Origin of the sequence: Paenibacillus aceris, assembly GCF_017874035.1 — a bacterium.
In the GTDB taxonomy this organism is placed as follows: domain Bacteria; phylum Bacillota; class Bacilli; order Paenibacillales; family NBRC-103111; genus Paenibacillus_E; species Paenibacillus_E aceris.
Genome location: NZ_JAGGKV010000001.1, coordinates 39,247 through 52,372, shown reverse-complemented (window position 1 = coordinate 52,372; position 13,126 = coordinate 39,247). Strand labels below are relative to the sequence as shown.

Here is a 13,126-nt window from a genome sequence, read left to right as displayed (position 1 = left end):
AATGAACGATAAACTTAAAAATCATTCTCTTCGATTAGCCCTAATTCTAGCTGCGTTTTCCGCATTGGGTCCATTTACGGTCGATATGTATCTTGCATCGCTTCCTCAGATAATGGTTGTTTTCAAAAGCAATGCATCTATGATTCAAGCGAGTTTAACTGCCAGCTTATTAGGATTAGGCTTAGGCCAGATGGTCATGGGGCCTTTAAGCGATAAATATGGAAGACGGACGCCATTACTGATCTCCATGATCCTTTATATCGTTTCATCAATCGCTTGTGCTTTTGTACCAAATGTTGAATCTTTCATCGTTTTACGATTTATCCAGGGGGTTGCCGCGTCAGCAGGAATCGTGATTTCGTGTGCGATTGCTCGCGACAAATATAGCGGACTCGAAATGACGAAATTTATCTCTCTGCTTACGATGATCAGCAATGTCGCTCCATTAGTTTCCCCAAATGCCGGAAGTGCAGTCACTTCGTTCAGTTCCTGGGTTGGCGTGTTTGTTTTTCTGGGGCTTTTAGGAATACTATTAACGGGGATCATAACATGGGGATTAGAAGAAAGCTTACCTGTGAAACATCGGGTCACTGGCAATTTCATAACATTCATGAAAAATTACAATCGTCTGTTTCGGGATCGAATATTTATGGGATATGCCCTAGTAAATGGTATTTTGTTCGCCGGTGTATTTGCCTTTGTTGCTGGTACTCCGTTTATCTATCAAAACATTTTTGACTTGTCACCGCAAATGTTCTCGATCCTGTTTGCCATGAATGGTCTTGCTATTATGATTGGATCGCAAGTTGTCAAACGAGTCACAGGTCGGTTAACGGAAGGCAGTATATTTCGGTTTGGATTATGTCTATCTTTCGTTTCTAGTTCCGCTATCCTTATTGCAGTTCTCTCGAAGGGGTCATTGTCGGCGATATTTGTATCAACCTTCTTATTTGCTGTATCCATTGGTATAATAGGACCAGTTTCTTTTACCTTAGCGATGGAATCGCATGGAAAGATTGCGGGAAGCGCGTCTGCCGTGCTCGGCACCTTTAAATATGCGTTAGGCGCAGTTACATCCCCACTTGTGGGAATTGCGGGAGAGCATTCAGCCGTCCCATTCGGAATCGTTATTTTTACAACCAGTTTACTGGCCATCGTTTCCTATATCGTCCTTATTAGGAAGATAGGGACTCAAAGCGAAGGCATCAAAAAAGCTAAAACAAATGCATAACTAATGGAGGGATTTAGAAAATGGAAATCAGAAGAGTCGGGTCTCAACCTTCAGGCAAAGGACCATCGGACTATTTTACAGGTACTGTTCGCATCGATCCACTGTTTGAAGCAGCCGATCCTGCACGCGTAGCTGGAGCCAGCGTAACTTTCGAGCCAGGTGCACGGACAGCATGGCATACGCATCCACTAGGGCAAACGCTAATCGTAACGGCGGGCAAAGGGCGAGTTCAACGCTGGGGAGGCCAAATCGAGGAAGTTAGTCCCGGTGACGTGGTTTGGTTTCCGCCCGGTGAGAAACACTGGCATGGCGCTTCGCCTACCACAGCAATGACGCATACAGCCATTCAAGAACGGCTTGACGGAAAGGCCGTCGAGTGGATGGAACAAGTGAGTGAGGATCAATACAACTTTTAAAAGTCGTGAGAGTAGCATAAATTTCTATCATTGCTAAGACTTTCAATAGATAAACAGAAGATATTCAACATTAGGATCAAGGTTTAAATCGTATTACGATGTTAGTAGAACGATATCTTAAAGAAGGTGAGTATGCAAACATCCTCAAAAGTGCATTTGCATTCCGGCAACACAAACATGAGTGCGTTTAGATCCCCGTCATTCGGGGATTTTTTATTTCAAAGCTTTGGAAAGAATAGGTGCGTTAGATATTGAAAGATTCAAAATTGATTTGACAGACAAATATCGATAAATATTCTGATTTAGACACCAATATGGTTTCATCCTACAGAAATGAAAATCAATTACTGACTTAATTTACTGGATGATGTTTGATCCTAATCGCAAAACAGGCATTTGATAACCTACATTTGTCCAATACATTTAAATACCATTGAAATACAATAGTCTATCTGATAAAGAAGGGAGCAAATCAGAATGGGTTATACTGCAGGAGGCTGTTATAGTGGTGGTGTGGGTACAAGTACGGCTGTTGTCTTGGTTCTCTTTATCCTTTTGGTTATAATTACTAGTGCATTTGTATGGTAATTAATAACTCATCTCAAGTTTTGTAAGATAATACAACACTAAGGGGTGATAGGTATGTCCATCGACAAGAATCGACTAAAATCCCTCATGGGTAAACATGTTTACGTGATGACACAACAAGGGCAAGTTTTAGATGGCATTTTGCATAAGAGCACTCATGACAAAATCTATCTTCGTTCAAATGCCAAACCCGTGAGCACAAGTGCATTTACACCATTCAGTCCATTCTTCAACCCATTTACTCCACTTGTTCTTTTTGATTTGTTGGCCATTGAGGAGTCCCCATTTTTCTTCCAAAGGAACCCGTTTTTCTTTTAAAAAAGGGGTGAGTTTCTAACTAAAGGAGTGACAAATATGGGATATGCAGCAGGGATTGGTACTAGTTCAGCAGCGGTATTGGTTCTATTTATTTTATTGGTTATTATTACTATGACATTTGCAATATGATAGAGTTTTCTATTTCTAGTGTACTAAGCTAGAGATCACATCAGTTGCTCACTTATTGTTACCGATAGTTTCAAAAAAACAAACAAGCAAGCGCGAAGCGTCTTGCTTGTTTGTTTTTGAGGTACAAGAATCTGATTTATTTGTGTAAAAAATGGCTTAGCCTGCGAAATTCGCGTTGTGTTGAGACCCATCGAGTCTTATAGAAACGGATGTGGATGCGGATTAAGTTGCCCGGCCGTCAGCGGCTTTTTCGCATATCCAAGCTCCACAGGCACTCGAAACACTCTCTTCAGCCCCGTCAAGCGTTGCAAATGATGTCCGAACGTCATCGGCAGCATTCCCGGAATCAGAACTTTTACGCAATGCAGCCCGTTTCGCAGTGTTTCCAGTGACGACTGATCCACCACGATCACATCGAGGTTCAAGCGGCGAAACACCTCGATCGTGTCCTTCAGATCATCGGTCAGATCCGCATGACTTGCCTTACGTTTGAACTCCTCGTCAAACGTTCTGAGCGGATTCTGTCCATCCAGCAAAAATTGCAGCCGTTTCTCTGCTTGCGGCAAACCGTAAGGCATGGCATGATCCTCCATTTGCAATACGAGAAACGGATCATCGAGCATTTGCTTAAAATGTTCAAGGCCTGCCTCAAATTTCTCTTGCAGGAAAATCAACCTGCCGGCCAATTCGTGAATAGCGCTTTTCGCGGCCCGTACCGGATCCAAATGAGCTCCCGCCGCACAGATTAGATTCATCTTCCCGGGATTGATACTTTTCGCGAGGGCCCAAATGCTCGGAATTCCATTCTCCATCGTCATGTTAAACAAATGTACATCATATCCAGCAACTGCGCGCAGCCTTTCGACCATGAGCCGCAATTCCTGATCGTTAGCGGAATTGTGGTCCAGGCGCGGAATAGGCAACTGCGCGTACCAAGTCATCAGGAACGAGTCACGCTCCGCCACTTCTAAAATCCCATACAAGATGGCTTCCTCCAAGCTTCCGCCTAACGCACACCCGTTGGAGCCTTCCTGAACAAACCCGCCACCGAATCCCGAACTGTAATAAGCGAGACTCTCCGGAACAAGGATCGGACTCTCTTGGACTAGCGAATAGCCCCATATCCAATCGATCGGGAGGTCTGGATCAAACGGTTCGTAGGAGAAATCAGGCTGCGCGTACTGTTTCTTTGAATATAATCCAACCTTGGAGGGGTCGAGCGCTTGATTCGCAACACGGTTGAAACTGTCATAAATTACGGTCCGTTTGCCACGGGGGGTTACACCGCAGTGACGCTCCAATCCTTCCAAGATCGCGGTCAATTCGCTTTCCGCATAAGAAAGGCTGTGGCCTCCCGTTACCTCAGCTCCCATCAGAAACAACGGCAGGTTGACCCCCACTCCGGCAAACGGCGATACGAGGTCAAGCATCTTGGCATTAAAAACACCGGTCCGTGAATCCATATAGTCTTTGGCCAAATGATGTTTCAGGTCGTCTATCGGACGGTAGCGGTAACTGTCGGCGCTTATCTTCGGTCTCGGCTTGAGCGAAATGTTGGCTGCCCCTGATGAATCCTCGGGCAAACGGCCACACACCTGACAGAGAGGGTCCGGCAGAATGAAATGGAGCGAGCTATTCAGAGTGTTCATATTAACGATATACATATGCTCCTCCGTATGAGCTCGGATGCCCTGCAACACTCGCTGCGTCTCGGCAATCAGCAAGTGCGCTACATGCCAAAGTCCTAAAGGCGAAGATCTTCCGCTTTCTATGTCCCCTGGCGACGCCGTGAAACGCCTGTTATCCGCACATTGGGAGCATCCCGGCGTGCCCGGACGAACCAAAGGCCCGATTATGCCCTCATCCATTGAAATAAATCCCCGCAACCACGGGATGCCGGCCTGCTGCAGAGTTTCTTCAGCATCGAAGTATCCGGAGGAAGGGCAGTCATCGTGCAGCACCACAACCAATTTCGCCGCTTTCGGTATGTCTGAAGTGAAATCTGTCTGTCGAACGACTTGATAATGGACCAATAGCTCTCCGCATACGTAGTCGGCCAATAAACCATCTCCGACAACTGATATGATAGCATTCACGCAGTTCACCTCATCTCGCAGCAATTTGCCCCGCTCATTTCGGCGGGTTTCTCTGCTTATCCCCCCGAGACAGAAGAGAAGGAACTGCCGGTCGGCAGCCCTTATAATTGCTATCATATTTATCCTAATATCAACCTTCTTATAAGATGATTTCATTATATATTAGTGATGACTAGTATATGCACGTATTGGACAAGGTCTTAAAATTTTTCAATAACGGAACCGTAACCGACTTTTGGTCTTGGATCTAGCAGTAGAACCGTTTTTGAAAGAGGAAATGGCAGGAGTGTTTGGCGTGTTGTTGCGAAAGGGGATTCCCAGTGAGCGTTAGTACCAGCATGAATATGTTGAATCATCTCATATTTCACCCTTCATTTAACAAAAAAAGTCACCCTGAGATTAAGGGTGACTCTTTCTCTTCGTTCGTTGTGTTGGATTAAGGAATTACCATACAAAAGCTGATGTGATGATAACCAAAAGAATAAAAAGAACCAAAATAGCTGCTGCACTTGAACCGTAACCTGCACAACTTGCACCATAACCTACTGCGCCCATGTTTACTCATTCCCTTCTGGTGTTTTGTCACTACGGTATAAAGTATGTTTTTTGAAAAGTGATTGATTGGACGTATGAACTAAATTGAGTGTTGGAATAGCCGGCATTCGTTCTGCATTTTTCAAAATAGCCGAGCAATTAAATCGAACAGAAACTGAGAATTAGTTTTACCTTGATTTTTTATGATAAGAACAACGAAAAAAACGGCCCGTATTTTAATTCGCGGCCGTTTTTTTTCGTTGTATCTTTGTGTTAGATTAAGGAATTACCATACAAAAGCTGATGTGATGATAACCAAAAGAATAAAAAGAACCAAAATAGCTGCTGCGCTTGTGCCGTAACCTGCACAACTTCCACCATAACCTACTGCGCCCATGTTTACTCATTCCCCTCTGGTGATTTGTCACTACGGTATAAAATATGTTCGTTGATTAGTGATTGATTGGACGTATGAACTAAATTGAGTGTTAGAATGACCGGCATTCGTAAAAAACAATTCGGATAGTCTCTGCAGCAGCTCGGTATCCGAAAACTGAAACTCGCATCCAGCGAGTCATCTAAGGGACGGGGGAGTCAAATTCTTTATCTAATTTTAAGGTCGGTTACAGATGAAATTAACATTTTGATGATATTACTTAGGTAATGTAGTTCGACCAGAAAATAGCTCAGCAACTATGTACAATACTGCATTAAGAGCACTCTCAAATGGTGAAGAGTATCATTGGCACTTGTAAAAGGAGTGTGCAGACTCTGTTTTAGCAACGATGCTCTAATCACTTGGAGGTAATCAGGATGAGGAGAATGCTAACCCAAATTGTAGAAGTAAGCGGTATCGTAGAGGACAAAAATGGACATATCCTGTTAGTAAAGACACAACATGGCGGTTGGGTATTGCCTGGAGGGCAAGTAGCAGAAGGTGAAAACGTAATGGATGTTTTAATTAGAGGAATAAAAGAAGAAAGTGGAATAGACGTAATTGTTTCTTACTTGATTGGAGTTTATTCGAATACAGGAATTCATAATTCCCATTACAATTTAACCGCAATTTCAACCAAAGTAACTTTCAACTTTATGTGTACGCCTGTGGGTGGAGAAATGTTATCTTCTGAGGAAACATCATTTAGTCTCTGGCTTGAAAAAGATAAAGTGCTTGATATGGTCAAAGCTCCAGATATACAAACTCGTTATCAAGCGTATATGGATTTTGACGGAAGCTCATTCTATATGGATTATGCATCAACCCTCTAACTTAAAAAATAAAACTCCTACGTACTTTATAGATATTTATTAATAGTTAATCTACTAACAGGGTTAAACACGTTGACCGGGCAACTATAGAATACTTCTTATTATAATGAGTAAAATGAAATTTACAGCCAAGAATTTACTCCACAATTAAGGGCCGAGAAGATAACTAATTCTTGGTTCTTTTCTTCGTTTAACATTGATGGATTACGCTAACTGGAATCGATAGTGGGGGAGCTTGCTTCAGGCAGCTCCTCTATTGTTTTATTGAAGTAACGGACAGCATAGAATATTAAAAAGTATCTAGGAACTAAAGGATTATAAACACACATGATATATATAAGTAATATTTGGAGGAGTCGGATTTTATGGTGATAGGTCGTTTTCCTGAGCGTATTGTAGTTATTGGGGCAGGGATGGCGGGTTTGGTATGCACTTTGGAGCTTATGAAAAAAGGATATGACGTGCGTTTATTAGAGGCAAATAGTCAACCGGGTGGTCGCATATACACGATGCGGGATCAATTTGCCGACGGTTTGTTTTGCGAAATCGGGGCTGCCTTCATTGGAGCGCATCATTTTCTCACATTAAGTTATGCCCAGCAAGCCGGGGTTCAATTGATAAATTTACCAGTCTCCAATAGAAGTTTGTCATATATCGATGGGAGATTAATAATAGATTCTCCGACTGAACCTGCACAATGGCCTGTTTCACTCACAGCCGAAGAAAGAATTTTAGGATATGCGGGAATGCTCGAAAAGTATCTCACGCCGGGGCTTAAAGCGACGGGTAATCCTTTTTTTCCGGGCTGGCCTACAAAACAAGCAGCACAGCTCGATTCAATGACAATGGAAGAATATCTTAAAGGTCAAGGAGCATCTTCAGGTGCGATTAAGCTGTTTGAAATCGGATATATGCAGTTGTTAGGTGATGGTATTCGCAAAGTATCTGCATTACAGCGACTGCTTGACCTAAAAATGGCCAGTTCCGAAAGAAGTACACAGACTATAGTAGGTGGAATGGATCAATTGCCGAAAAAGCTTGCCCTTACAATCGGCTCTAATATCAGTTATGGATGTGTTGTGACGCATATTGAACATAGTAATAAAGGAGTATCTATCCAATTTAATAATTCCGGCGAAGTTTTCACTATCTGCTGTGATCGGGTCATTGTGGCTATTCCCTCTACTGTCCTGCGTACAATTCATTTTTCCCCGCCACTTAGCAAAGAAAAAAATGATGTCATTCAAAACCAACTTTCTACTTCCGTTACGCGTACCGTCATACAAAGCAAAACTAGATTTTGGAACAACTTAAGTTCCTTTACTACAGTAAATACGGATCTGAAAATTGGATGGTTGCTTGATGCTACATTCACTCAAACGACATCAAGGAGGGGGTTAATTTGTTCGTATTCCTCGGGTGAATCGGCGCGAGAAATATTTAGAGATGGTAACCTTAATTCAGCTGTATCAGAAATCAAACAGGTGCTTCCTGAATTGTCGTATAACTATGAAGGTGGGACGGTCTTTTCTTGGGATCATAATCCTTTCTCCCGAGGTGCATATGCTTGGTATAAGCCGAAACAGATGATTCGAATGCTCCCAACACTGTCTGCCAAACAAGGTAGAATATACTTTGCTGGCGATAATACAAGTCTTTTTCCCGGTTGGATTGAAGGTGCGATTTCTTCTGCGTTACGAGCTGTAAATCAAATTATTGCCAGTGATAGCATTTAGTACGGAATGTATGTATTAACAACTAGTACGAGACAATAACTTGTTCCATGAGGTTACACTATTTTTGCAGTCTTTGTTTTTGAGGCTGCAAAAGCAGAACCAATGAAACTAAACAGTAACCGAAGTTCAATCAACAAAAACGAAAAGCAAAAAGGAGCTCAGCCCAATTGAACTTGGCTAGGCTCCTTTTTGTATTTTAGGGTGATGCAAGACATGGAGGCTGCCTGAAAATGCGTTGCCGAAAGTTAGGTTAGGAAGAACAATTAAATAGGCATTTTGATCAGTAACAAGTGCGGAGCTGAGTTCATATGTTGTCATGGAGTAGTCGAATATTTGTCGGAATTCACAAAAGAGAAGTTGTTTCCTGATTATCTTGTTTGTTTTCTTCTTACCAGTGCCAGAGTATGATGCCGGCACAACTATTTATTAAACGGAGGTTTTCGAAAATGAATGAATTCACAAATGATCTACAGAATTTGACGGTTTCCGAGTTCACGGCGAGCGAGGTGACACCTTGGAACGCACAAAGCCAGCAAGATGCTCGATTATGCTTCTTCTTTTGCACTAACTGCACCAATTGCTTTAACTGTTCCAATTGCTTTAACTGTACCAATTGTTTTAACTGTACCAATTGCTTCAATTGCTCCAATTGCTCCAGCTGTTTCCGATGCCACAACTGCCACAACTGTCATAACTGCCACCGTTAAGGATATTGAATTGGTTCTTGCCAATAGAGAAAAGCCCCTCCAGCAAACGAGGCCACTTCATTGCTGTAGGGGCTTTCTTGAAGAATAAGACATGAGGGACAATTAGCTGTACATAAGATTACATGTGAAGAGTTTGGGCAGATTGAGAACAGCTTCCGGAGGAGGAGTAGCATGGCAAATTTGAACCCTTCGATGCGACTTAAGATGAAAAGGGATACGTTTTTTCTCCCTGATCCGAATGGTAGTGTGTATTTTCGAAACAACGTAAGCTCGTTCCGCTTGGAAGGCGTAGGGATAGATCGGTGGATTGAGAAATTGATACCGATATTCAATGGGGAGCATAGGTTGAAGGATTTGACAGACGGATTGCCGGACCAACACCGGAAACAGGTATATGGAATTGCAGAAATGTTGTATCGTAATGGGTTTGTTCGGGATGCGAGCCAAGACACTCCACATCAATTGTCTGAAGAGATACTCCAAAAGTATGCTTCTCAAATTGAATTTTTGGACCATTTCGGTGATTCGGGTGCGTACCGGTTTCAGTCCTATCGGCAGTCCAAAGTATTGACAGTCGGTTCTGGCCCATTTTTGATCTCGGTCATTTCCGCGCTGCTTGAATCCGGATTGCCCAATTTACACGTGGTGGTCACGGGCTCTGAACCGACCGATCGGCAACGGATTCTAGAACTGGCGGAACATGCCCGTAAAACGGACCCCGAGGTAGTCATCGAGGAGGTTACTCTGCAAAAGGAGGGGAATCGTAAATGGCGGGAAGCTGTAAGGCTGTTTGATTCGATTTTATTTGTGTCACAGGAGGGAGATATCGAGGCACTGCGGGTTCTTCATGCGGTGTGCAGGGAGGAGAAGAAGGTGTTTCTTCCCGCTGTTTGTCTGAAGCAGGTGGGTATGGCGGGACCTTTAGTTCATCCGGACTCTGAGAGCTGCTGGGAGTCAGCGTGGCGAAGCATACACGAATCTGCGATTTGTAAAGACCCGGAGCTGCACACCTTTTCTTCCACAGCGGGAGCGCTGTTAGCGAACGTGATCGTGTTTGAATTATTAAAAAAGATTACGGGAGTGAACGATTCGGAACAAAGTTATCCGTTCTATCTGCTTAATCTAGAGACTTTGGAAGGAAAATGGCATTCGTTCGTACCCCATCCGCTTGTGACCGGGCGTACCGCTGTTGAACGGATTCACGATTTCGAACTGCAGCTCGAGCGGAGATCAAGCAAAAGTGAGAGCGGATTGCTTCCTTACTTTGGCCGGTTGACATCGGCGGAATCAGGAATTTTTCATGTTTGGGAGGAGGGGGACTTAAAGCAACTGCCGCTCTCTCAGTGTCGAGTTCAGGCAATCGATCCATTATCGGAAGGGCCAGCTACGCTGCTGTCGGACATTGTATGTATTGATCTGACGCATGAGGGAGCTCGGCGGGAAGCAGGGTTGGCCGGAATTGAAACGTATGTGTCGCGAATGGCAGGCCTTCTCGTCTCAACGCTTTCCTCCCATCAGGAAGTAGAGGGCAGCAGGATAGAACCGCAGGAATTTATCGGCATCGGAGCGGGAGAAACGGTTGCTGAAGGCCTGGGTCGGGGGTTGCTAAGGTGTTTGGCTGAGGAGATGGGCAAGCAACTGGCGTGTCAGCTGCCGTCTGTCTCTCGAGTACATTTGTCTGCCATAGAGGATAAACGCTGCCAGTTTTATTTCCAAGCTTTGACGACGATGAAGGGAGAGCCGATGATTGGCTTGGGAGAGGCAGTTTCCGGATTCCCTGTGGTGTGGGTCGGTACGGATGACCGTTGGTATGGCGGTGTAGGCTTGAATGTAACTTTTGCGTTGCGGGATGCTTTGCAACAGGCTCTGTTGAAGGCACAAAACCAACCGGCTAGTTTCACATCGCAAGTGTTGGAGGTTTCGTCCGTGCATCTGGCAGAACAGTTGCCGCTAAGCCTTGAGATCCCATCCTGTGAAGCGACGGTAGAAGCGGATGTTCTGCAGTCCGCCTTGCAGGTCTTGAAACGGAACCATAAGCGGCTCTTGGTCTTCGATCTGGCAGTAGAACCATTTTTGAAAGAGGAAATGGCAGGAGTGTTTGGCGTGTTGCTGCGAAAGGAGGGATCCCGGTGAGCACCATCGTTATGATTGTGGGAGACGGGGTGTTGGCGGACTGCGTGTACGAAGAACTATCAGCCCAATTCAAGATCGTTCGTCAAATTGATTTCGAAGCAGGAGTGCCGGAAGCGGTGGATTTAGCTCTGGTGCTGCACGATGCTTGGCATCCTAATGTTCATCAAAAGGCTGAAGAGCTGTTGCAGCCAGCCGGCATCCCTTGGTTGCGCGGCTTCGTTTCATTTGGCGAGGGTGTGATCGGACCACTGGTTACTCCGGGTTCACAAGGGTGTTCCCAGTGTGCGGATACGCGACGGCTCATGGCGGGGCGCGATCGCAGGGAGATGAGGGCGCTGCAGCGGAGGCTTACGGCGCACGGGGGAATACATCGTGATGCATGGGCTTCGCGTACGGGACTCTTCCAAGTAGCTCATCTTCTGGTGGCGGAGGCACGGAGGGTGTTGCAAGACAAACCGGTTCACTTGGCAGAGAGAGTGCTTATGATCAACTTGAAAACGCTGGAGAGTACACTTCACTTCTTTCTCCCTGACCCGCTATGCCCGGCTTGCAGTCGATTGCCTGAAGATTCATCGGCATCAGCCCGCATTTCGTTGCAGCCAAGTCCTAAGATCAGCTTGGATAGTTACCGTTCCCGCCCGATGGATGATTTGAAAAAAGTCCTGACCAAAGACTATTTGGACAACAGGACCGGCTTTATGAATGAGAAAATGACTGACCTTGCATCGCCATTTGCCGATGTAAGCGTAAATCTACCGTTGATCGCTGAGGACGTGGGGACGGCAGGTCGAACTCATTCCTATGCGGTGAGCGAGTTGACCGCCATTTTGGAGGGATTGGAGCGGTACTGCGGTCTGGCACCTCGAGGCAAACGGACGGTAGTCCATGGCAGCTTCCGCGAACTGGAAGATCAAGCGCTCGACCCAGTCAAGGTAGGGGTGCACGCGAAGGAACAGTATGCACAGCCGGGATTTCCGTTCACCACGTTCGATCCTGACCGCCACATCGATTGGGTGTGGGGCTATTCGTTTTTGCAAGAGCGTCCGATTCTGGTTCCAGAACAGCTCGCTTATTACGGCATGGGCTGCGGGCATGGTTTCGTGTCCGAATCTTCCAACGGATGCGCATTAGGAGGAAGCCTGGAGGAGGCTATTTTTTACGGAATACTGGAAATTGTGGAGCGAGATTCGTTTTTGATGACTTGGTATGCGCAGTTGCCTCTCTCACGCATTGACCCCTATTCCGCAAACGACCGCGAATTGCAGTTGATGATCGATCGTTTACAAGCTGTGGCGGGGTTTGATGTATATTTCTACAACTCTACGATGGAGAACGGGATTCCAAGCGTTTGGGGGATAGCAAAAAACAGGAAACAAAAAGGAGTGAATCTCATCTGTGCGGCCGGAGCTCATCCTGATCCGGTACGGGCGGTGAAAGGTGCGGTTCACGAGTTGGCCGGCATGGTACTAAATCTTGATAAGAAATTTGAGGAGAACCGCGAGGCGTATGTTCGGATGCTTCACGATTCCTCCCAGGTGCGGCAGATGGAGGATCACTCATTGTTATACGGTTTGCCGCAAGCGGAGGAGCGCCTGCAATTTCTGCTGGATGAAAATCGCCCGATGCGAACGTTCGAAGAGGAATTCAAGCGTGAGGCCAGGCATGCTGATTTAACGGACGATCTGAAAGATGTTCTTCAGGCGTTCCGCCGATTGAATCTTGATGTGATCGTGGTTGATCAGTCAGCGCCGGAAATCATTCGAAATGGACTACATTGCGTGAAAGTGCTGATCCCGGGGATGCTGCCGATGACATTCGGTCATCACTTTACCCGCGTTGCAGGGTTGGAGCGGGTATTGAACGTACCGGTGGAACTCGGGTATGCGAAGCAGCCGCTGAGGATTGAACTTCTCAATCCATACCCGCATCCTTTTCCATAGGCGGTATCGAGCAGTGAAACGTGGAGCAG

The 13,126-nt window shown here is 45.5% G+C and carries 12 protein-coding genes; 9 read left to right on the top strand and 3 right to left on the bottom strand.

The window, feature by feature from the left end:
* Nucleotide 1 precedes the first annotated feature (1 nt).
* From J2Z65_RS00235 to J2Z65_RS00225, 4 genes are all read left to right on the top strand, one after another.
* The gene (locus J2Z65_RS00235) at nt 2-1,231 is read left to right on the top strand and encodes a multidrug effflux MFS transporter (RefSeq protein WP_209855734.1); all 1,230 of its coding nucleotides are present in this window, start codon (nt 2-4) and stop codon (nt 1,229-1,231) included.
* Nucleotides 1,232-1,251: 20 nt separating this feature from the next.
* Entirely contained in the window at nt 1,252-1,647 is a 396-nt protein-coding gene (locus J2Z65_RS00230) for a (R)-mandelonitrile lyase (protein WP_167056760.1), read from the top strand.
* A gap of 477 nt (nt 1,648-2,124) precedes the next feature.
* On the top strand, nt 2,125-2,235 hold the full coding sequence (locus J2Z65_RS35115) for a sporulation protein YjcZ (protein WP_144028258.1): 111 nt from the start codon (nt 2,125-2,127) through the stop codon (nt 2,233-2,235).
* A gap of 54 nt (nt 2,236-2,289) precedes the next feature.
* Nucleotides 2,290-2,553, top strand: coding sequence for a hypothetical protein (locus J2Z65_RS00225; RefSeq protein ID WP_167056763.1), 264 nt, complete (start codon nt 2,290-2,292; stop codon nt 2,551-2,553).
* 326 nt (nt 2,554-2,879) lie between these two features.
* On the opposite strand, the gene J2Z65_RS00220 is transcribed toward J2Z65_RS00225, so the two are convergent.
* From J2Z65_RS00220 to J2Z65_RS00210, 3 genes are all read right to left on the bottom strand, one after another.
* Nucleotides 2,880-4,778, bottom strand: a complete 1,899-nt coding sequence (locus J2Z65_RS00220) for a TOMM precursor leader peptide-binding protein (protein WP_167056766.1) — start codon at nt 4,776-4,778, stop codon at nt 2,880-2,882.
* Nucleotides 4,779-5,222: 444 nt separating this feature from the next.
* Nucleotides 5,223-5,333 carry a YjcZ family sporulation protein gene (locus J2Z65_RS00215; RefSeq protein WP_163954161.1) on the bottom strand — a complete coding sequence of 37 codons (111 nt, stop codon included), beginning with the start codon at nt 5,331-5,333 and terminating at the stop codon, nt 5,223-5,225.
* A gap of 265 nt (nt 5,334-5,598) precedes the next feature.
* Entirely contained in the window at nt 5,599-5,709 is a 111-nt protein-coding gene (locus J2Z65_RS00210; protein ID WP_082595659.1) for a YjcZ family sporulation protein, read from the bottom strand.
* 416 nt (nt 5,710-6,125) lie between these two features.
* Between J2Z65_RS00210 and J2Z65_RS00205 the strand changes: the two genes are divergently transcribed.
* From J2Z65_RS00205 to J2Z65_RS00185, 5 genes are all read left to right on the top strand, one after another.
* Nucleotides 6,126-6,581: an NUDIX hydrolase gene (locus J2Z65_RS00205; protein WP_240159640.1), complete on the top strand. Its 456-nt coding sequence runs from the start codon at nt 6,126-6,128 to the stop codon at nt 6,579-6,581.
* Between the two features lie 365 nt (nt 6,582-6,946).
* Nucleotides 6,947-8,317, top strand: coding sequence for a flavin monoamine oxidase family protein (locus J2Z65_RS00200; protein ID WP_167056772.1), 1,371 nt, complete (start codon nt 6,947-6,949; stop codon nt 8,315-8,317).
* Nucleotides 8,318-8,721: 404 nt separating this feature from the next.
* Nucleotides 8,722-9,024, top strand: a complete 303-nt coding sequence (locus J2Z65_RS36030) for a heterocycloanthracin/sonorensin family bacteriocin (protein WP_425326201.1) — start codon at nt 8,722-8,724, stop codon at nt 9,022-9,024.
* Nucleotides 9,025-9,195: 171 nt separating this feature from the next.
* Nucleotides 9,196-11,157, top strand: a complete 1,962-nt coding sequence (locus J2Z65_RS00190; protein WP_167056778.1) for a putative thiazole-containing bacteriocin maturation protein — start codon at nt 9,196-9,198, stop codon at nt 11,155-11,157.
* Nucleotides 11,154-13,097 (top strand): TOMM precursor leader peptide-binding protein, encoded by a 1,944-nt coding sequence (locus tag J2Z65_RS00185; RefSeq protein WP_167056781.1) that lies wholly within the window; start codon nt 11,154-11,156, stop codon nt 13,095-13,097. Before J2Z65_RS00190 ends, J2Z65_RS00185 begins: the two co-directional genes overlap by 4 nt.
* The last annotated feature ends 29 nt before the right edge of the window (nt 13,098-13,126 follow it).